The organism is Stenotrophomonas sp. 107298_Sma, assembly GCF_056480345.1.
Genome location: NZ_CM151094.1, coordinates 3,935,864 through 3,954,497, shown reverse-complemented (window position 1 = coordinate 3,954,497; position 18,634 = coordinate 3,935,864). Strand labels below are relative to the sequence as shown.

Below are 18,634 nucleotides of genomic sequence, written 5' to 3'. Positions count from 1 at the left end.
AGGTCTTCTCGATCGCTCTGTAGCAAGGATCTCCGCGCCGGTTTCTCCCTGATCCGCCCGAACAGTTGATCGAGTTGGCGCTCGCACTGATAAGACTGGGCAAGCGGGGGGAGCTCTCGGCCCTGTCAGCCTAGCGGAGTTACCTCATGTTTGGGATCGGGATCGATGTCAGTGGTGAGAATCTGGATGTTGCCGTCCATGAACAGGCCTTTCGCCAGTTCAAGAACAGCAAACGTGGCTGGAATAGCCTGATCCGGTGGTTGCAGCAGTGGCCAGCCAAGCAGGTCGTGCTCGAGGCCAGTGGCGGCTACGAGCAAAAGGCACTGGATGCGCTGCATGAAGCAGGCCTGCCGATGGTACGAATCAATCCTGGCCGTGGCCGCAGCTTTGCCTCAGCCACGGGAAAGCAGGCCAAGACCGATCGTATTGATGCCATGGTGCTGGCCCACATGGCCGATGCCCTAAAGCTGACCCGCTACGTACCGCCAGCGGCTTGGCAGCGCCGTCTGGGTGAGCTGTGCCAGCGACGTCGCCACCTGGTCCAGATGCGGGTGAGCGAGCATCAGCGCATGCGCGCGTTCAGCGAACCCAGCCTGATTTCCATGCTCAATCAGCACCTGCGCGAGATCCAGAAAAGCATCAAGCAGCTCGACGCCACCATCGCAGCGCTGCTGGCCGAACAGGAAGGATGGCGTGACTTTGCCAAGCTCAAAGGTGCCGGCCCGGTGTTGATGGCAACCCTGGCCTGCGAGCTCCCTGAGCTGGGCAAGCTCAGCGGGAAAGCCATCTCGGCCTTGGTAGGGGTTGCCCCCATGAACCGCGAAAGCGGCACCTGGAAAGGGAGACGGAGCATCACCGGAGGCCGCGCCGTTGTACGCGAAGCACTCTACATGGCGGCGCTGACCGCCAAACGCTATGAGCCCAGGCTCAAGGAATTCTTTGAATCCCTCGTCAACCAGGGCAAGCCGGGCAAGGTGGCTTTGGTCGCGGTGATGCGCAAGATGCTGGTGATCCTCAACGCCCGCAAAAGGGATGCGGAGGCCCAGATGGCCTCCGCCTGACAAGACAGTTGCTACAGGAGCGGGGCGGTTGTGCCCCGCAGCTGATCAGAACGCCCAGGTAAACGTCAGCGAGCCGTTGCGGCCATCGCCGTACGCACCGTAACCGGTGATCTGCGAGTAGTACTTCTTGTCCAGCAGGTTGTTGAGGTTGGCCTGCACGCTGAACTCCGGCGAGATGCGGTAGCGCAAGAAGGCACTCACCAGCGCGTAGCCTTCCTGTTCGAAACGGCCCACCACCGGCGCGGCGTAGTAGATGCGGTTCTGCCAGTTGGCGCCGCCGCCGACGGTCAGTGCCTGCAGCGACTGCGGGGTGTAGCTGGTGAACAGCTTCAGTGCGGTCTGCGGCAGGTTGGTGTTGATGTCGGCGTCGTTGATGTCCTTGGCCACATAGCGCGAAGCACCGAAGGTGGCATTCCAGCCCGGTGCCAGTTCGCCGTTCACTTCGAACTCGAAGCCGCGGCTGACGGTGCCGCGTGCAGCGATCGATGCGAACTCGCCTGGACGGCCGATGATCGGTTCGCTGGTGGACTGGGCCACGTTGTCCTGTTCGATACGGAACACCGCCAGCGAAGCGTTCAGGCGGTTGTCGAACCAGGCACCCTTGACACCCACCTCGTAGCTCTTGCCATCAACCGGATCGAGGTAGCGGTCGTTGCGGTCGCGTGCGGTCTGCGGCTGGAAGATCTCGGTGTAGCTGGCGTAGGCCGAGTAGGTGTCGTTGATGTCATACACCAGGCCGGCATACGGGGTGGTCACCTTGTGCTCGCGGTCGTCGTTCTCGCCTTCGCTCTTCCAGTTGGTGTAACGCGCACCGAGGATCAGCTTCAGCGGATCGGCCAGGGACAGGCGTGCGGCCGCGTAGCCGGCCTTCTGGGTGATGGTGCCCTGGCTGGCGAGCGCCAGCGGATTCCAGTTCGGCTGGGCGATGTTGCCGGTCCAGTTGAGATAGCTGTCGAACGGTTTCCAATTGGGACCGCCCATCTGGAAGTCACCATAGTTGGCGAACTCGCGCTTGTTGTAGCTCAGGCCGGCCATGAACTGGTGTTCGCGTCCGAACAGCTGGAACGGTCCGTCGATGTAGCCATCGATGCCATCGACCTTGCGCTCGGTGTTGTAGAAACCGGCCATCGGTGTGACGCCAGCACCGGTATTCTTGTCGAACGCGGTGTAGGACGGATAGAACAGCTTGTCGTCGGCCTTGGTGCGGTCATGGGTGGCGCCGATCTTGAACTTCCAGCCATTGCTGAAGGCGTGCTGCAGGGTGGCGAACGCACGCTTGCTGGTGGTATCCCAGTAGGTCCAGTCCGGCGACGGATTGAACGAGGTCGGGTAGTTGGTCGGGCTACCGTCGGCGTACCACATCGGGAAGCCGCCCCAGGTTGCGCCGTTGGCACGCTTCTGCTGATAGTCGTAGCCCACGCTGAGCTGCGTGTCCGGGGTCAGGTCGGCGTCGATCACCGCATAGCCCAGTGTCTTGCGCTGGTTGTAGCGGTCCATCTGGCCATCGGTATCCAGGTAGCTGCCGATCACGCGGCCACGCACCGTGCCGCTGGCATTCAGCGCACTGCCGACGTCCACGGTGGTCCGGGTGCGGCCCCAGCTGCCCACGTTCACCGAGACGCTGCCGGTCAGTTCGGCGCTGTCGGCGTGCTTGCGGATCAGGTTCACCGATGCGGATGGATTGCCGGCGCCGCTGAGCAGGCCGGTGGCGCCGCGCACGACTTCCACGCGGTCATAAAGGGCCAGGTCCAGGCCGGAATCGCCGTAGCTCCAGTTCTGCACCATCTGCGTCGGCAGGCCGTCGAACTGGTAGGCATCGATGTAGAAGCCGCGCGCGTAGAACTCGGTGCGCTCGCTGTCGGACTGGGTGCTGGTCACGCCGGTGGTGTTGGCCAGCACGTCGATGATGTCGTCCAGCTTCTGATCTTCGATGCGCTGGTGGCTGATGATGCTGACCGACTGCGGGATCTCGCGCGGTGCCAGATCGAAGCGGGTGCCGGCCGAGGTGCGGCGTACCGAATAGCCTTCGGCACGCTCGCCCTTGACCACCACCTTGTCCAGCGTGGTCGGGTCGGCGGCGGTGTCGGCAAAGGCGGCCGGGGCCACGGTGCAGAGAACAGCGAACACGGCAATGGACAGCCGCTGCGGCTGCAGGGTACGGAAGGCGGGACGGGTCATGGGGAATCCTGGACGAGCACGCGCGTTCGGCCGGCATCCAGGAGGCGAGGCGCTTACGGGTAGGGGAAGGGCGGGCAGGCCGTCCTGGCACCACCGGAAACGAAAGAAATGGTAATACGAACTATTCCTATTTACAAACCATAAACGATGAAGGCAGTCGGGCATGCTTGACGGTACAAAATGGGTCAGCGCAGCAGTGGCAGTGGATCGCGTGCACCGTCGGCGCCGTAGATGCCCCAGTGCAGGTGCGGCGGCGTGCCCTTGGCATTGCCGCTGTCGCCGACGTGGCCGAGCAGGTCGCCGGGCTGGACCACCTGGCCGCGCGCCAGGCCCTCGGCCCAGCCTTCCAGATGCGCGTAGTAGTAGCGCTCGCGCCCGGGCCCGATCACCCAGACCTGGCGGCCGCCGAGCCCGCGTTCGCTGACATCCGCGATGACGCCGGCAGTGACGCTGCGCACCGGCGTGCCGCGCTTGGCGAAGATGTCGATGCCGGCGTGGGAGCGGTCACGGCCTCGCGGCGCGCCGAAGGTGTCGGCAATCTGCCGGGGGCTTACACCCTCCACCGGCACCGGCAGTTCGGTGGCCGGCGGCATCCGCGAGAGTGCCCACAGCATTTTCGGCGCGGCCGCCCATGGGCTGTTCCAAAGCATCATCGCGGCAACGATGGCAATGCCCAGCCACAGGCCGCGCAGCAGCCAGCGGCGCAGGCGGTGGGCAGGAGAGGGGAATGTGCTCATGGTCTCCGGCTGTAGCGTCGAGCCATGCTCGACGGCTGTTGCTTTGCGGTAGTAAGGCAGTCGTGCATGGCTCGACGCTATGGAACTGGCAGCAGCGGCACTTCGAAACTCCGCTTCAACGTGCCCAGTGCCACCGAGGTGCGGAAGCGCTCGATGTTGTCATCGCCACCGAACAACCGCTCGGTGATCGTCTCGTACTCCTCCATCGACGCCGCCGAAAGCAGCAGCAGGAAATCGCCGTCACCGGTAATTGAATAGCACTGCTGCACGGCCGGGTCGTCCTGCACGCGGCGCTTGAACGGCGCCACGCGTTCGCGTTGCTCGCTGACCACGCGCACCTCGACAATGATGGTCAGCGGCCGCCCCACCTTGGCCGCGGCAACCACGGCCACATTGGCCGCGATCACGCCACTGTCCTGGAGGCGCCTGATCCGGCGCTGCACCGCAGGAGTGGACAGGTGCACGGCCTCGGCGATCTCGCGCTGCGGCAGGGTGTTGTCCCGCTGCAGCAGGTCGAGGATGGTGCGGTCGAAACTGTCGAGCACGGGGGCGATGGCCATGGTGAGCAGAAATTGCACGAACGGGCTGTCAATTGAGCCAAGTGCTCGGCGCCGGCGCAATAGACTTTGCGCATGCAGACTTCACGATTCGCGCCGATGTTGCCGGCGCTGGCAGTGCTCGGTTCGGTCACCTCGCTGGCCATCGGCACGTCCTACGCCAAACACCTGTTCCCGCTGATCGGCGCGCAGGGCACCAGCGCATTGCGGGTGGGCTTCTCGGCGCTGTTGCTGCTGCTGTTCTGGCGGCCGTGGCGCTGGAAGACCAGCCGCGTGGATGCGATCACCATCCTGCGCTACGGGCTCACCCTGGGCCTGATGAACCTGCTGTTCTACATGGCCCTGCGCACGATCCCCTTCGGCATCGCGGTGGCCATCGAGTTCACCGGCCCGCTGACAGTAGCGATGCTGTCATCACGACGACCGATCGACTTCCTGTGGGTGGGCTGCGCGGCGGTGGGGCTGCTGTTGCTGTTGCCGATCGGTGGCGGCCCGGCGCTGGATCCGGCCGGCGTGCTGTATGCCATGGGTGCGGCGGCGTGCTGGGGCCTGTACATCGTGTTCGGCAAGCGTGCCGGTCACCTGCATGCCGGGCATTCGGTGTCGCTGGGCCTGCTGGCCGCGTCGCTGGTGGTGGTGCCGGTGGGCGTGGTACATGCCGGCGCCGCGCTGCTCGATCCGAGGATCCTGGCCGCTGGCCTGCTGGTGGCGCTGGTGTCCAGCGCGATCCCGATGTCGCTGGAGATGATGGCGCTCAAACGCCTGCCGAAGGAGACCTTCGGCATCCTGATCAGCATGGAGCCAGCGGTGGCCGCGCTGTGGGCGATGCTGCTGCTGCACGAGCACCTGCATGGACTGCAGTGGCTAGCCATCGGCTGCACGGTGCTGGCCTCGGTGGGCAGCACGATGACGGCACGACGGCTGAAGGTGCCGGTCGTGCAGGCGGGGTAGCGCCGGGCCGTGACCGGCGGAGAGCGTGCGGACCAACGGTCCTCACCCACCAGGGCAGCGTGCCAACCAAGGTTGGCACCCACCAGGGCAGTGGTCCGCACCCACCAGAGCGGCGTGCCAACCAAGGTTGGCCCCTACCAGGGGCGGTAGCGCCGGGCCATGCCCGGCGAGCGCAGCGGAAGCGCTCAGCGCAGGGCGTTGGCCGGTACGTCGATCGCCATCGCCAGCGCGAGGTGATCGGAGAACGCCGCCGGTACGGCTTCCACGCTGCGGGTCTGCAGGCCGCTGCTGACCAGGATGTGGTCGATGGCGCGGTCGGGGCGCCAGCTGGGGAAGGTCGGCACGATGCAGCCGGGTGGCTGCAGCCGGGTCTTCTGGTACAGCACCTGCATTTCCGGGCGTTCGGCCAGGCAGTTGAAGTCGCCCATCAGTACGGCGTTGGGGTGGTCGGACAGCAGCTCGGCGATGAAGCCCAGCTGCGACATCCGCGAACCCGCCCCCAGCGACAGATGGGCCACCGCCACCGCCAGGCCGTCCTCGCCATCCCCGAACTTGGCCAGCAGTACGCCGCGCCCGCCGATGCGGCCGGGCAGGGCGTGGTCCTGTACTTCCACCGGTTCCAGTTTGCTCAGCAGGCCATTGGCGCTGGAAGCGACCCCGCCCATGCGCCGGTTCGGCTGGTGGCTCCAGTAGTTGAAGCCGGCGCGCTGGGCCAGGTAGTGGGTCTGGTTGGTGAAGCCCGAGCGCAGGCTGCCCGGGTCGGCCTCCTGCAGGCCGACGATGTCGTGTTCGCGTGCCAAGGTGGCGATCGCGTCAAGACTGCTGCGCTTGCGACCCGCCGGCAGTGCATGTGACCAGCTGCGGGTCAAATAGTCACTGTAGCGGCGGGTACTTGAGCCGGCCTGGATGTTGGCCGTCAGCAAGCGCAGGGTCCGTGTGTGGGGGGAAGTCACGGCCGGGAACAGCTTCTCTTGGATCAGTGAGCCTGGGCCGCACCGCGCTCGCGGGCGATCAGGTGGTCGGCGATGCGCAGCATGTCCGGGAAGCTCTTGCCCTTCACCAGGTACTTGCCGTTGACGATGATCGACGGGGTGCCGCTGATCTGGCTGCGCTGGGCGAACTGCTTGGCCGAGTTGGTCTTGGCGTTCACCGCGAAGCTGCCCATGGTGGCGGCGAACTGCTTCGGATCCACGCCATAGGCGCCGTAGAACTTGGCGATGTCGTCCACCGAGTCACGGCCGCGCTCGCCCTTCAGGGTCTTCTGCGAGTGGATGGCGGCGTACAGCGCCTCGTGGGTCTTTTCCTGCACGCCCAGGGTCTGCGCGGCGTAGAAGGCACGGGCGTAGTCATCCCAGGTGCCGCCGAACATGGCCGGCACGTAGACGAAGTTCACATCGCTCGGCAGGCCGGCCTTCCACGGGCCGACCAGCGGCTGGAATGCTGCGCAGGCCGGGCAGACATAGCCGAAGATCTCGGTCACTTCGATCTTGCCGGCGGCCGGCTGGAACGGCTGGCCGTTCGGGATCACCTGGTAGTCGGCGCCTTCCACCGGGGCCGGGCCGGTCAGTGCGGCGGTGGTCGGGGCCGGTGCGGCGGCCGGTGCGGCTTCAGCCGGGGCCTTGTCGCCTTCAGCGGCCGGGGCGGCGCCTTCGCTGCCAGCGGCCGGTGCTGCCGGCTCGGTGGTGGCCGGAGCGGCGGTCGGCTCAGCCGGGGCGGCGGTGGTGTTGGTGCTGCCATCGTCGGCCTTGCAGGCGGCCAGGATCGGCAGCAGCGCTGCGAGTGCGAGGGCGTAACGGATCTTCATGGAAACGTCTCCAGCATCTGGATAGGTGGGGCCGGCAACCAGTGCCGGCCAGAGGGAAATGATGACATGCGGCGGCGACAGCGCCGTGTCGATGGTGTGTATTGGTTCAGCGGCCGCGGGCGGCGCGGGCCTGGGCGATCAGCGCCGAGGCGATGCGCAGCTGGTCGTCGAAACTGTTGCCACGCACCAGGTACTGGCCGTTGATGATGATCGCCGGGGTGCCCGGAATCTTGGTGCGCTGGGCGAAGGCGCGGGCCGCGTCGACCTTCTTCTGCACCGCATCGCTGCGCAGGGCCTGGATGTAGCGGTCCGGGGTCACACCGTAGGCCTTGTAGAAGTTGGCGAGCTCATCGGCCGAGACGTTCTGCATCGGCAGCGAGCCATCCTGATGCAGGGCCTTGAACACGGCCGCGTGGCTGCGCTTGGCCACGCCTACCTGGTCGGCGGCGTAGTAGGCCAGCGCCCAGGCATCCCAGGCGCCACCGAATGCGGCCGGGACCGGGGTGAAGCGCACGTCGGCCGGCAGCTTGGCCGCCCAGGCTTCCAGCTGCGGCTCGAAATGGGCGCAGTGTGGGCAGGTGTAGCCAAAGACTTCGACCACCTCGATCTTGCCGGCCAGCGGCTGGAACGGGCCCGGCTGGGCGATGCGTTCGTAGTCTTTGCCTTCCACCAGCGGCGCGTTGGCAGGGGTGGCGGCGCTGGCGGCCAGCGGCAGCAGGACCAGCAGGGACAACAGCAGGCGGGAAATCAACCTCATCGACACGCATCTCCGTTGAAAAAAGCAACGCCGGCGCAGTCGCCGGCGTGAAGGAAACATACCGCAGGCGCGGGCCGTGGTGGCGGCCCGGGCCGACCAATGGTGGTCAGGGGGCGGCGGCCGGTTGTGCCGGCACAGGCGCGGCAGCCACGTCATCGGCCTTGTTGTGCAGGCCCTGCAGGTAGCTCGACAGCGCCTGCACCTCCTGCTCGCTCAGCTTCTGCGCGACCGCAGCCATGATCTGGAAGTGCGCCTTGTCGGTCTCGTGGGTCTGCCCGGCCTGGTATTCCTGCAGGCGCCGCGCGACGTAGCTGGCGTGCTGACCACCGATATGCGGGTAGGCCGGGCCCGGATTGCCGGCGCCGCTGGGGCCGTGGCAGGCCATGCAGGCCGGCAGGCCACGCTTGGCGTCGCCGCCGCGGTACAGCTGCTGGCCGATCTCATAGAACTTCATGCCCTTGTAGGGGCCTTCGGTGACCGCCGTGTCGTCGGCGATGCCGGCGGTGGCTTTCTGCGTGGCGAAGAACGCGCCGATATCGCGCATGTCCTGCGGGGTGAGGTTCTGCACGAACGGCACCATCGCCACCGCCGCACCGGAACTGCGCTGGCCGTTGGCGATCAGGGCCATCTGCTGGGCCACGTAGCGTTCGCTCTGGCCGGCGATGGACGGGTACATCTCCACCGTGGAGTTGCCGTCGGCGCCATGGCAGGCCGCGCAGGCCGAGGCCTTGGTCTGGCCTGCCTTGGCATCGCCCCAGTGGGTCTTGCTGAAATCCACCTCCAGCGAGGCGGTGTTGATCGGCCCGTTGTCGGGCAGCGGGGTCAACGTGGTCTGCGCGAACGCAGCGGCGGCAACGACTACGGCAGTGGCAAGGGCGGATACGGCAAGAACGCGAGCGTGGCGCATGCTGAAGCTCCGTATGGACCGGGCCGGGCGGCAGCCACGGCATCGCCCGGATTATCAACGCCGTTTCCGCGCACGGTCAACGCAGCAGTGCAGCATTTTCCCGCTGGAAGGCCCCGGGCCGGGCGCGCGGCGCCGCAACATGCGATCCTATGCGCATGTCATTGCTCATCGAACGCGCTCAATACCACCTCTCTGCCCACAACATGGGGCAGCTGCCGCCCGATGAGGGGGCCGAAGTGGCCTTTGCGGGCCGCTCCAACGCCGGCAAGTCCAGTGCTCTCAACGCATTGACCCGCCAGAACAGCCTGGCCCGGGTCTCCAAGACCCCCGGCCGCACCCAGCAGCTGGTGTTCTTCCAGGTGACCCCGGAAGCCCATCTGGTCGATCTGCCCGGTTACGGCTACGCCAAGGTGCCGCTGGACCTGCAGGCGCACTGGCAGGCCTTCATCGACCGCTACTTCCGCACCCGCAATGCGCTGAGGGGGCTGGTGGTGGTGATGGATATCCGCCACCCGCTGAAGGACTACGACCGGCAGATGCTGGCCTATGCCGTGCAGCGTGGCCTGCCGGCGCATGCGTTGCTGACCAAGGCCGACAAGCTGAGCCGCAGCCAGCAGATGCAGACCCTGCAGAAGGTGCGCAAGGAACTGCACTCCTCCTTCGGGGATACGGTCAGCGTGCAGGTGTTCTCCGGCGCCGCCCGCACCGGTGTGGACGAAGCCCGCGGCATCATCGGCGGCTGGCTGGGGCTGGAATAAGAACAAGGTGCGCCGGGCGACGCCCGGCGGCATTCCTGTAGAGCCGAGCCCATGCTCGGCTGCCGCGCGCAGCGCGGCGAGACCCCGAAGAGCCGAGCATGAGCTCGGCAAGGTTTCATTTCAGCGGCGAATACTCCGCCGGCACCCAGGCATAGGCCTGGCCCTCGCTGCGCACATGGCCCAGGCCGGGGAACGGCAGGTGCGCACCTGCCACCCACCAGCGGTTGGCGGTGGCCTGCTGCAGCAGGCTGCGGCGACTGGCGATGGCCGCCTTGCGGTCCGAATCGGCCTCGAACGCGGCCTCCGGGTGCGCGAACTGCACCGCATGGAAGTGCAGCACATCACCCCACACCAGCAGTGACTGGCCCAGGCTGTCGAACCGGTAGGAGACATGGCCCGGGGTATGGCCATGGGTATCCATCGCCACAGCACCGCCGGGCAGGGCATCGCCGGGGCTGAAGGTACGCAGATGGCCGCTGGCCTGGTACGGCGCTACCGCGTTGCGTGCCAGTGGGAAGGCGAAGCGTACGCCTTGCGGTGCACTGGCCTCGCTGGCCGGGTTGAGCCAGTAACCGGCATCGGCCTTGGACAGCCACACCGTGGCGTTCGGGTAGGCCGGCTTGCCCTGCGCGTCGAGTACGCCGCACAGATGGTCCGGATGGGCATGGGTCAGCAGCACCTCGTCCACCTCGGCCGGGTCGACGCCGGAAGCACGCAGATTGCCCAGCACCTGGCCCAGGCCGGGGCCGAAGCACTGCGCGGTACCGGTATCGACCAGGGTCAGGTGATTGCCCTGACGCACAAGGAAAGCGTTGATCGCGGTCTGCAGCCCCTTCTTGTCTTCCGGCACATAGCGACCTTCCAGCAGGCGGCTGACCAGCGTCGGCGGCACGTCCACCACTTCCTGCCGGCCCAGTGCGACCACACCATCGAACAGGGCGGTGACCTGCAGCGCCCCGACGCGCTGGTGGTAGACGCCGGGCACCTGTTGTGTGGGGGCAGGCGAGGTGGCTTCGGCCAGCGCGGTCAGCGGCAGGCAAGACAGGGCCAGCAGCAGGGCGCCGTGCAGCGGCAGGTGACGCAGGGTCATGGCGGTTCTCGGTGGATGACGGGCAATTCCGTTGCTGCATAGCCTGCCGTGGCCGGTGTGCGCGCGGCGCTCAAACCACTACGCGGAATGCTCAGGGAAGGGGTGTCTGCAGGGCTGCGCCCTGCACCCGCAGAGGCAAAAGCCGAAGCAACAGCAACAGCAACAGCAACAGCAACAGCGGCTATCCGTGGGATGGCGGGGTGGGTCCGGTTGCGGGGGACGCTGCAAGTACGTCCATGTAAGCTCGGTCGCCGCTTGCTCGTGTGCGCTGTCCTGCGCACACGGCAAGGCCCGGGTTGGGCGTCCTGCCCAACCCGCCCGAGGCATGCCTCGGGCCCATGCGGCTCACGCCCCCGCAACCGGACCCACCCCGCCTTCGACAGTTTTCCTCGATCTGTTGGATCTGACCCCAGAATTTCATTCGATATCTGACAGATGTGTCGACCAAGGTCGACACCTACCAACAGCCGCCGGAATCTATCGAAGGCGGGGCACTGTGGGGTTGCGGGGTGTGAGCGGCATGGATGCCGCGACCAAGCCCCCACGGACGGGTTTACGGCGTCCCCGCAAGCCCACAGTGCCCCGCCATCCCACGGAATGCACGCTGTTGCTGTTGCTTCGGCTGTTGCCGTTGCCTCTGCGGGTGCAGGGCGCAGCCCTGCCGAACACCCTCAAATGTCTGTAGGAGCCAGCCCGTACTGCTCGGCGAAGCGCTTGCTGAAACTGGCGGCAGACCGGTAGCCCGCGCGTGCGGCCACGGTCTTCAGCGGCAGATCCGTCGTGTACAGCAACGTCATTCCATGTGCCAGCCGCGCCTCGGTCAGCAACTGCCGCAGGCTGGTGCGCTCGGCTGCCAGCCGACGGCGCAGGGTCGCGCCGCTCAGCGCGAACTGCTCTTCCACATCGCGTGATTGCCAGTCGCGGGCCGGTTCGGCGGCGATGCGGTCGCGGATCTGTTCACCCAGGCTCGGTACCTGCGGCAGCAGCAGGTTGCCATGGCCCTGCCGGCACAGGGTCAGTACCAGCGAGGCCAGGGCCAGCCGTGCGTCGCTGTAACGGCCGTCCTGCAGCGATTGCCGCCACTGTCGCAGTACCGCGCCATGCTCGGTCAATGGCAACCGCCCCATCATCGGGCCGGGGCTGGGCAGCGCTTCGCTCCACAGCGTGCGCGCCGCGGCCAGTACTTCGGCACACAGCGGTACGATGGCACTGAGGTAGCGGCCGGTCCCCGGGTCGGGCGTGTTGACTACATCGATGCGGCAGCGCTGGGTGATCAGCAGGATGTCGCCGGGCACGAAATCCAGCGACTGATGCGCGGTGCGTACCTGCTTGCGGCCTTCCAGCAGGATTGCGAACTGCGGCTGTGGAATTTCCACCGAACTGGCGCCGTGTTCGCGGCGCGCAGTGATGCAGGCATAGCCTTCGGCGCGCTCGCAGCCGGCCAGGCTGGCCATCTCTGCCAGCAGGGCGACGGCCGGTGGCAGCATCGTGGTCATGACACGTGGGCTCCCAGCAGTCTGCCGACACCGGCAGCGGCGGCCATCGCCAGCGCGCCCCAGAACATTACCCGGATCGCACCGCGTGCAGGCGAAGCACCGCCGGCCCGGGCGGCCATTGCGCCGGTCAGGCACAGGCCGAGCAGGGTGCTGGCCGTGGTCATCATCGCCACCTTGTCGGCCGGTGCCAGCAGCGCGGTCAGCACCGGCAGCGCGGCGCCGCAGGTGAAGGCACCGGCCGAGGCCATCGCCGCCTGCAGCGGGCGTGCGCGCAGTTCTTCGGTGATGCCCAGCTCGTCGCGTGCGTGGGCGCCCAGCGCATCGTGGGCGGTGAGCTGTTCGGCCACCTGCCGCGCCAGTGCCGGCTCCAGGCCGCGGTGGCGGTAGATCGCGGCCAGCTCTTCCAGTTCGCTGTGCGGATCTTCGTGCAGTTCGCGCTTTTCCATCGCCAGGTCGGCGTCTTCGGTGTCGGCCTGGGTCTGTACCGACACATACTCGCCGGCGGCCATCGACATCGCGCCGGCCACGGTGCCAGCCACGCCGGTGGCCAGGATGGTCGCGGCGGAGGCGCCGCTGGCGGCCACGCCGACCACCAGGCCGGCGACCGAGACGATGCCATCGTTGGCGCCCAGTACGGCGGCCCGCAGCCAGCCGACGCGATCGGCACGGTGCAGCTCGGGATGTCGTGAATGGCGGCTCATGGCCCTGAGTGTACGAGGGTCAAGAGGGTGTCGGTAGGATGCTGAAACCCGTCACCGTCGCATGACGCGATGAAGTGCCACGCTATAGTGCGCCCTTGCGATGCAAGGCCCTCAGCCCCACATCCCCTGCCACTGTCCAGCGAGTCCTCCCCTTGTCGAGCCCCAGCCACGTCGCCGATACGCCCATTACCGACCGCTCGCAGCTGGTGGCGGAGATCGCCTCCGGCGAGAAGCCCCGCGCGCAGTGGCGCATCGGTACCGAGCACGAGAAGTTCGGGTTCCGCCTGGATGACCTGCGTCCGCCGACCTTCGAAGGCGAGCGCGGCATCGAAGCGCTGCTCAATGGCCTGGTGCGGTTCGGCTGGGCACCCGTGCAGGAGAACGACAACACCATCGCCCTGCTGCGCGATGGCGCCTCGGTGACGCTGGAACCGGCCGGCCAGCTGGAATTGTCCGGTGCGGCGCTGGAAACCATCCATCAGACCTGCGTGGAAACCGGCACCCACCTCAATGAAGTGGCGCAGGTGGCCGGTGAACTGCAGCTGGGTTTCCTCGGCATGGGCTTCCAGCCGAAGTGGACGCGCGATGAAATGCCGTGGATGCCCAAGGGCCGCTACAAGATCATGCGCTCGTACATGCCCAAGGTCGGTTCGCTCGGCCTGGACATGATGACCCGCACCTGCACCGTGCAGGTGAACCTGGATTACGCCAGCGAAGCGGACATGGTGAAGAAGTTCCGCGTGTCGTTGGCGCTGCAGCCGATCGCCACCGCACTGTTCGCCGACTCGCCGTTCACCGAAGGCAAGCCGAACGGCTACCTCAGCTACCGCTCGCACATCTGGACCGATACCGATGCCGATCGTACCGGCATGCTCGACTTCGTGTTCGAGGACGGCTTCGGTTACGAGCGCTATGTCGACTACCTGCTCGATGTGCCGATGTATTTCTCCTACCGCGATGGCATCTACCACGATGCCAGCGGGCAGAGCTTCCGCGACTTCATGCAGGGCAAGCTGCCGGTGCTGCCAGGCCAGCTGCCGACGCTGCGCGACTGGTCGGACCACACCACGACCGCGTTCCCGGAAGTGCGGCTGAAGAAATACCTGGAAATGCGCGGTGCCGATGGTGGCCCATGGAGCCGGCTGTGTGCGCTGCCGGCCTTCTGGGTGGGCCTGCTGTACGACGACACCGCCCTGGATGCCGCCTGGGATCTGGTGCGTGACTTCACCCTGGCCGAGCGTCATGCGCTGCGTGACGGCGTGCCGAAGCATGCGATGAACCTGCCGTTCCGCAATGGCAGCGTGCGTGACCTGGCCCGCGAGGCGGTGAAGATTTCCGTGGAAGGCCTCAAGCGCCGTGCCGCACGCAATGCCGACGGCCAGGACGAGAGCAAGTTCCTGGACGTGTTGCAGGAAATTGTCGAGTCCGGCCTGACCCCCGCCGAGCGCAAGCTGGCGCTGTTCCATGGCCGTTGGCACGGCGACGTCGATCCGGTGTTCCGCGAGTTCGCGTATTGATCGCCTTGCGGGGTTGCCGGCCAGCGGCCGGCACTACCAAAAGAAAAACCCCGGCATTGCCGGGGTTTTTCTTTTTCACACCTGCCTTGGATCAGGCGGCGTTCTTCATCGTCGCCATGTCGATCACGAAGCGATAGCGCACATCGTTCTTCGCCATGCGCTCCCAGGCTTCATTGACGTTCTTGATGTCGATCATCTCGACATCGCTGACGATGCCGTGCTCGGCACAGAAGTCCATCATTTCCTGGGTCTCGGCCATGCCGCCGATCGCAGAACCGGTCAGGTGCTTGCGGCCGAAGATCACGCTGCCACCGGTCAGCGGCGGGTCCAGTTCGGTCAGCACGCCGACCAGGCACATGGTGGCTTCGCGCTTGAGCAGACCCATGTACGGGTTGGTGTCATGGCCGACCGGGATGGTGTTGAGCAGGAAGTCGAAGCTGCCCGCATGTGCCTTCATCTGTGCGGCATCGCGCGAGACCAGCACTTCGTCGGCGCCCAGGCGCTTGGCATCGGCACCCTTTTCCGGCGTGGTGGTGATCATCACCACGTGCGCGCCGAGCGCCTTGGCGAACTTCACGCCCATGTGGCCGAGGCCACCGAGGCCGATCACGCCGACCTTCTGGCCTGGCCCCACCTTCCAGTGGCGCAGTGGCGACCAGGTGGTGATGCCGGCGCACAGCAGCGGCGCGGCCGCCTTCAGGTCGAGGCTGTCGGACACCTTCACCACGAAGCGCTGTTCAACCACCACGTGGTCGGAATAGCCACCGTAGGTCGGTGCGCCGCTTTCGCGTTCACGGCCGTTGTAGGTCCAGGTCGCGCCTTCGGCGCAGTACTGCTCCAGATCGTGCTCGCAGGCATCGCAGTGGCGGCAGGAATCGACCATGCAGCCCACGCCGGCATGGTCGCCGACCTTGAAGCGGGTGACGTTGCTGCCGACCTCGGTCACGCGGCCGATGATCTCGTGGCCCGGCACCATCGGGTAGATCGAACCACCCCAGTCGTCGCGGGCCTGGTGCAGGTCGGAGTGGCAGATGCCGCTGTAGAGGATCTCGATACGCACATCGTCCGGGCCGACCGCGCGGCGTTCGAACTCGTACGGGATCAGCGGGTCGGTATGTGAATGGGCGGCGTAACCACGGGCGAGGGACATGGGGAATCCTTGGCAGGGTTTGTCGAAAGGCGTTTTACAATACGCCCCGTACCCAGCGGCAAGAAGCACGGATATCGGCATGATTCATCAAGTGAAACTGCACAATCATGGCCACTGACAATCTCTCCCACCTGGCTGCGTTCGCCGCAGTCGCCCGCCACCGCAGCTTCCGCCGTGCCGGCGCCGAGCTGGCGCTGTCGACCTCGGCGGTGAGCTATGCGATCCGCGCGCTGGAAGAACGGTTGGGGGTGGGCCTGTTCCATCGCACCACCCGCAGCGTGGCCCTGACCGAGGCCGGGCAGCGGCTGCTGGAGCGCCTGCAGCCGGCCTTGGGGCAGGTGCACGATGCGTTGGAGGAGATGAATCAGTTCCGTGCTGTCCCGGCTGGCCTGCTGCGCATCAACGCCACCCGCGCGGCGGTGTCGACCCAGCTGGGGCCGCGGTTGGCGCGCTTCCTGCGCGCCCATCCCGACGTGCGGGTGGAGCTGACCGAGAACGACGGCCTGGTCGACATCGTGGCCGAGGGCTACGACGCGGGCGTGCGCCTGCACGAGTTCGTGCCCGAGGACATGGTGGCAGTGCCTATGGGGCCACCGCTGCGCGGGCTGATTGTCGGCTCGCCGGACTATCTGCGGCGTCACCCCGCGCCACAGCATCCGCGCGATCTCGCTGCACACGAATGCATCCGCTTCCGCTTCGCCAGCGGGCATCTGTACAAGTGGCAGTTCGAGCGCGGCGGGCAGGCGCTGGAGATCGACGTGCCCGGACGGCTGACGCTGGGCGAGCAGGGCACCGTGGTTGGCGCGGTGCTCGATGGAATCGGCCTGGCTTACGTGCTGGAAGACACCGCGCGGCCCTACATCGAATCGGGCCAGATGGTGGCGGTGCTGGAAGACTGGAGCGAGCCGTTCGCCGGCTTCGCGCTGTACTACCCGAAGCAGCGGCAGATGCCCGGTGCACTGCGTGCGTTCGTGGATATGTTGCGCGAGTGAGTTGCTGCAGGAGTGCCGGCCAACGGTCGGCACCCACCGGGATGGAGTCCACCAGAACCCGGACAGTAGATCCACGCCACGCGTTGATGTCGCTCCAGGAATCTCCGCGCAGTACGTGGAGGCCGATGAATACTCGGACTTCTACGATAGTTCGGAAGCCGCAGAGAGGTTTTCCACCATCTTCCGATACATTGCCGTGAGCTGGACGGCCTGGCCGCGGCTTACTTCTGTCTGAAGTCCTGTCAGGAGATAGTCCTTCCAGCGTGCGTCCAGCATCGTTGAAAAATGGCAGAACAGCCGCCATTCGTCATCTATGTTTGGTATCCCGCACTTCGACAGGTGGTTCACCACCGCGCTCAGATCGTCGTTGGGATGGCACCTGTCCGATCTTCCAATTCCAGGATGTGCTGAGTTGCGATTGCAGAGAGCATGAAAGTAGATGTAGGTAAAATGGCGCACGGGCTCGCGGATATCCCAGCTCCACAGTTCGCCTTCAAAACAGTTCGCACGGATGTAGTCCATCATGGACATGCGCTGCTGATGTAGATTCTGGATTTCTGCGCCGTGATCACAGGTATGTCGTTCGCTTGCGAAGCCTCTGAGAATGCACCAGTAGAGAAAGAAGGCGGTAGCCTGATCCCAATATTCCCACCTGTCTGAATTGGCATTCTGCTCTGGACGATCATTTCCAGCCGCAGCGTAGCTTGGCAAGGAGTAGCGGTGCATCTGTGCAAGTTTGATCTGCCAGCGCCGAGGCGTGCTGGGGAGGGCAAGCACGCAGTCTGGATGAGTTGTGAGCATCGCGGCCGTTCTCTTGGGCATATCCTCGACAATGAGCTGAGGAGCAGCCTTAACCAAATCCTCAGCGAGGGAGCTCGGAGACAACTGCAAAGGCAGGTTGTCTACTGTTGCCGGATCAAACCAGACTGAATCTACCCAGCAGACGAAGTGGCGGCCCGATTTCCGGGGTGGATAGTATTCGGGTGCGAGAACCTCGTGATTCCAGCTGATTTCCAGGCCCGTGGGGCGGTGAGACATTCCGCCAACAGAGTTGGAGTACGCGAAGGAAGTCGGCTTCGGTGCCTTCGCTCCGATGCGTTCGGCAATGGAAAGGACCGGATCGCTATCGATTCGTTGCCCCAGGAGATTGCAGAGTTCGGAAAAGAGATATCGCATGTGACCGCGCCGAAGAGATCGACCACGAATAGTCCCTGCAGTCTTTCCAGTAGGCCATACAAGAAGTTGCAAAGAGCCCTGCGAGGTAGCTTCGCCTGAATGCGTGGCACACAGCTGCGGCTTACTGGTTGGCTACGGCGCCTGCAACACCGGCGCCAACAACGCCATGCACTCACGCAGATGCATCTCTACCGGCGCATCCTCGGCCACCACACCGATCACGCGTTCGCGTAGTGGCTCGGCCACGGCCATCGCCAGGATCAGCCGTGCCATGCACGCGGCATCTCCCTCGCGCAGCAGCCCACGCTGCTGCTGCCGTGCCAGCCAGTCGGCCAACAGCGCCCGGCAGCGCTCGATGCCGTTGTCCAGGTAGGCCTGCAGCAGCGCTTCCTTGCCGGGAAAGTCCGTCGCCAGCAGGCGGAACACCTGCACCGCCTGCGGCGAAAGCGCCTGTGTGCACACTGCCTGCAGGATGACCTGCAGCAGCGGCAGTACCTCGTCACTGTCGCGCGCATCGCGCTGCAGCTGCGGCGCGAAGCCGTCGGTCCACTCGCGCACCGCCAACCCGACCAGTTCCTCGCGGTTGCTGGCGTGGCGGTACACGGTCTTCTTCGCCACCCCGGCATGCGCCGCCACCGCTTCGATGGTGGTGGCCTCGTAACCCTGTGCCAGCAACAGCTCCAGCGTGGCCTGCAGCACGGCGTGGCGGACTTCGGCTTCCGGCCGCGCAGGACGGCCGCGGCGGCGGGTCGGCGTTGAGGGCTCGGGCAGGGTGGTGCTGTTCATTGCGCCCATCTTACCT

General features: G+C 66.0%; 18 protein-coding genes. 5 read left to right on the top strand and 13 right to left on the bottom strand.

Going from position 1 to position 18,634, the window contains the following annotated elements; genetic code table 11:
- Positions 1–146 precede the first annotated feature (146 nt).
- Positions 147–1,061: an IS110 family transposase gene (locus tag ACZK2G_RS18375; RefSeq protein WP_478474062.1), complete on the top strand. Its 915-nt coding sequence runs from the start codon at positions 147–149 to the stop codon at positions 1,059–1,061.
- A 45-nt stretch (positions 1,062–1,106) separates the two neighbouring features.
- Here the strand turns inward: ACZK2G_RS18375 and fhuE are convergent, their stop codons facing one another.
- The 3 genes from fhuE to ACZK2G_RS18360 form a co-directional block, all read right to left on the bottom strand.
- The gene (fhuE, locus tag ACZK2G_RS18370; RefSeq protein ID WP_478474060.1) at positions 1,107–3,239 is read right to left on the bottom strand and encodes a ferric-rhodotorulic acid/ferric-coprogen receptor FhuE; all 2,133 of its coding nucleotides are present in this window, start codon (positions 3,237–3,239) and stop codon (positions 1,107–1,109) included.
- A 185-nt stretch (positions 3,240–3,424) separates the two neighbouring features.
- The gene (locus ACZK2G_RS18365) at positions 3,425–3,976 is read right to left on the bottom strand and encodes a M23 family metallopeptidase (RefSeq protein ID WP_478474058.1); all 552 of its coding nucleotides are present in this window, start codon (positions 3,974–3,976) and stop codon (positions 3,425–3,427) included.
- A gap of 77 nt (positions 3,977–4,053) precedes the next feature.
- Complete coding sequence (locus ACZK2G_RS18360; protein WP_478475602.1) at positions 4,054–4,536, bottom strand: Lrp/AsnC family transcriptional regulator; 483 nt, start codon at positions 4,534–4,536, stop codon at positions 4,054–4,056.
- Between the two features lie 72 nt (positions 4,537–4,608).
- Between ACZK2G_RS18360 and ACZK2G_RS18355 the strand changes: the two genes are divergently transcribed.
- Positions 4,609–5,484: an EamA family transporter gene (locus ACZK2G_RS18355; protein ID WP_295379886.1), complete on the top strand. Its 876-nt coding sequence runs from the start codon at positions 4,609–4,611 to the stop codon at positions 5,482–5,484.
- A gap of 185 nt (positions 5,485–5,669) precedes the next feature.
- Here the strand turns inward: ACZK2G_RS18355 and ACZK2G_RS18350 are convergent, their stop codons facing one another.
- The 4 genes from ACZK2G_RS18350 to ACZK2G_RS18335 form a co-directional block, all read right to left on the bottom strand.
- Positions 5,670–6,407 carry an endonuclease/exonuclease/phosphatase family protein gene (locus tag ACZK2G_RS18350; protein WP_478475600.1) on the bottom strand — a complete coding sequence of 246 codons (738 nt, stop codon included), beginning with the start codon at positions 6,405–6,407 and terminating at the stop codon, positions 5,670–5,672.
- Between the two features lie 53 nt (positions 6,408–6,460).
- Positions 6,461–7,288 carry a thiol:disulfide interchange protein DsbA/DsbL gene (locus tag ACZK2G_RS18345; protein WP_136638980.1) on the bottom strand — a complete coding sequence of 276 codons (828 nt, stop codon included), beginning with the start codon at positions 7,286–7,288 and terminating at the stop codon, positions 6,461–6,463.
- 106 nt (positions 7,289–7,394) lie between these two features.
- Entirely contained in the window at positions 7,395–8,045 is a 651-nt protein-coding gene (locus tag ACZK2G_RS18340) for a thiol:disulfide interchange protein DsbA/DsbL (RefSeq protein WP_006391516.1), read from the bottom strand.
- A 106-nt stretch (positions 8,046–8,151) separates the two neighbouring features.
- Positions 8,152–8,952: a c-type cytochrome gene (locus ACZK2G_RS18335; RefSeq protein ID WP_136638981.1), complete on the bottom strand. Its 801-nt coding sequence runs from the start codon at positions 8,950–8,952 to the stop codon at positions 8,152–8,154.
- A gap of 155 nt (positions 8,953–9,107) precedes the next feature.
- On the opposite strand from ACZK2G_RS18335, the gene yihA reads away from it, so the two are divergent.
- Positions 9,108–9,710: a ribosome biogenesis GTP-binding protein YihA/YsxC gene (gene yihA / locus ACZK2G_RS18330; RefSeq protein ID WP_041864681.1), complete on the top strand. Its 603-nt coding sequence runs from the start codon at positions 9,108–9,110 to the stop codon at positions 9,708–9,710.
- Between the two features lie 115 nt (positions 9,711–9,825).
- Here the strand turns inward: yihA and ACZK2G_RS18325 are convergent, their stop codons facing one another.
- The 3 genes from ACZK2G_RS18325 to ACZK2G_RS18315 all read right to left on the bottom strand — a co-directional run bounded on the left by ACZK2G_RS18325 (position 9,826) and on the right by ACZK2G_RS18315 (position 12,997).
- Positions 9,826–10,800, bottom strand: a complete 975-nt coding sequence (locus ACZK2G_RS18325; protein ID WP_478474056.1) for an MBL fold metallo-hydrolase — start codon at positions 10,798–10,800, stop codon at positions 9,826–9,828.
- Positions 10,801–11,471: 671 nt separating this feature from the next.
- On the bottom strand, positions 11,472–12,296 hold the full coding sequence (locus ACZK2G_RS18320) for a helix-turn-helix transcriptional regulator (RefSeq protein ID WP_046982986.1): 825 nt from the start codon (positions 12,294–12,296) through the stop codon (positions 11,472–11,474).
- The gene (locus tag ACZK2G_RS18315; RefSeq protein WP_136639623.1) at positions 12,293–12,997 is read right to left on the bottom strand and encodes a VIT1/CCC1 transporter family protein; all 705 of its coding nucleotides are present in this window, start codon (positions 12,995–12,997) and stop codon (positions 12,293–12,295) included. The genes ACZK2G_RS18320 and ACZK2G_RS18315 overlap by 4 nt, the downstream gene beginning before the upstream one ends.
- A 152-nt stretch (positions 12,998–13,149) precedes the next feature.
- On the opposite strand from ACZK2G_RS18315, the gene ACZK2G_RS18310 reads away from it, so the two are divergent.
- Positions 13,150–14,514, top strand: a complete 1,365-nt coding sequence (locus tag ACZK2G_RS18310) for a glutamate--cysteine ligase (RefSeq protein WP_478474053.1) — start codon at positions 13,150–13,152, stop codon at positions 14,512–14,514.
- 91 nt (positions 14,515–14,605) lie between these two features.
- On the opposite strand, the gene ACZK2G_RS18305 is transcribed toward ACZK2G_RS18310, so the two are convergent.
- On the bottom strand, positions 14,606–15,664 hold the full coding sequence (locus tag ACZK2G_RS18305; protein WP_428710408.1) for an NAD(P)-dependent alcohol dehydrogenase: 1,059 nt from the start codon (positions 15,662–15,664) through the stop codon (positions 14,606–14,608).
- 107 nt (positions 15,665–15,771) lie between these two features.
- Here ACZK2G_RS18305 and ACZK2G_RS18300 point away from each other — a divergent pair, with 107 nt between their 5' ends.
- On the top strand, positions 15,772–16,656 hold the full coding sequence (locus ACZK2G_RS18300; RefSeq protein ID WP_046982989.1) for a LysR family transcriptional regulator: 885 nt from the start codon (positions 15,772–15,774) through the stop codon (positions 16,654–16,656).
- 141 nt (positions 16,657–16,797) lie between these two features.
- On the opposite strand, the gene ACZK2G_RS18295 is transcribed toward ACZK2G_RS18300, so the two are convergent.
- On the bottom strand, positions 16,798–17,832 hold the full coding sequence (locus ACZK2G_RS18295; RefSeq protein WP_478474052.1) for a DUF7832 domain-containing protein: 1,035 nt from the start codon (positions 17,830–17,832) through the stop codon (positions 16,798–16,800).
- A 132-nt stretch (positions 17,833–17,964) separates the two neighbouring features.
- Positions 17,965–18,627: a TetR/AcrR family transcriptional regulator gene (locus ACZK2G_RS18290; protein WP_478474050.1), complete on the bottom strand. Its 663-nt coding sequence runs from the start codon at positions 18,625–18,627 to the stop codon at positions 17,965–17,967.
- Between the last annotated feature and the right edge of the window lie 7 nt (positions 18,628–18,634).

What these genes read in the sequence shown, in the direction of transcription:
- ACZK2G_RS18345 (WP_136638980.1), bottom strand. Translation starts at nt 7,288, where the DNA reads ATGAAGATCCGTTACGCCCTCGCACTCGCAGCGCTGCTGCCGATCCTG.
- ACZK2G_RS18360 (WP_478475602.1), bottom strand. Translation starts at nt 4,536, where the DNA reads ATGGCCATCGCCCCCGTGCTCGACAGTTTCGACCGCACCATCCTCGAC.
- fhuE (WP_478474060.1), bottom strand. Translation starts at nt 3,239, where the DNA reads ATGACCCGTCCCGCCTTCCGTACCCTGCAGCCGCAGCGGCTGTCCATT.
- ACZK2G_RS18295 (WP_478474052.1), bottom strand. Translation starts at nt 17,832, where the DNA reads ATGCGATATCTCTTTTCCGAACTCTGCAATCTCCTGGGGCAACGAATC.
- ACZK2G_RS18335 (WP_136638981.1), bottom strand. Translation starts at nt 8,952, where the DNA reads ATGCGCCACGCTCGCGTTCTTGCCGTATCCGCCCTTGCCACTGCCGTA.
- ACZK2G_RS18375 (WP_478474062.1), top strand. Translation starts at nt 147, where the DNA reads ATGTTTGGGATCGGGATCGATGTCAGTGGTGAGAATCTGGATGTTGCC.
- ACZK2G_RS18290 (WP_478474050.1), bottom strand. Translation starts at nt 18,627, where the DNA reads ATGGGCGCAATGAACAGCACCACCCTGCCCGAGCCCTCAACGCCGACC.
- ACZK2G_RS18325 (WP_478474056.1), bottom strand. Translation starts at nt 10,800, where the DNA reads ATGACCCTGCGTCACCTGCCGCTGCACGGCGCCCTGCTGCTGGCCCTG.
- ACZK2G_RS18340 (WP_006391516.1), bottom strand. Translation starts at nt 8,045, where the DNA reads ATGAGGTTGATTTCCCGCCTGCTGTTGTCCCTGCTGGTCCTGCTGCCG.
- ACZK2G_RS18300 (WP_046982989.1), top strand. Translation starts at nt 15,772, where the DNA reads ATGGCCACTGACAATCTCTCCCACCTGGCTGCGTTCGCCGCAGTCGCC.
- ACZK2G_RS18355 (WP_295379886.1), top strand. Translation starts at nt 4,609, where the DNA reads ATGCAGACTTCACGATTCGCGCCGATGTTGCCGGCGCTGGCAGTGCTC.
- ACZK2G_RS18365 (WP_478474058.1), bottom strand. Translation starts at nt 3,976, where the DNA reads ATGAGCACATTCCCCTCTCCTGCCCACCGCCTGCGCCGCTGGCTGCTG.
- ACZK2G_RS18315 (WP_136639623.1), bottom strand. Translation starts at nt 12,997, where the DNA reads ATGAGCCGCCATTCACGACATCCCGAGCTGCACCGTGCCGATCGCGTC.
- ACZK2G_RS18305 (WP_428710408.1), bottom strand. Translation starts at nt 15,664, where the DNA reads ATGTCCCTCGCCCGTGGTTACGCCGCCCATTCACATACCGACCCGCTG.
- ACZK2G_RS18320 (WP_046982986.1), bottom strand. Translation starts at nt 12,296, where the DNA reads ATGACCACGATGCTGCCACCGGCCGTCGCCCTGCTGGCAGAGATGGCC.
- yihA (WP_041864681.1), top strand. Translation starts at nt 9,108, where the DNA reads ATGTCATTGCTCATCGAACGCGCTCAATACCACCTCTCTGCCCACAAC.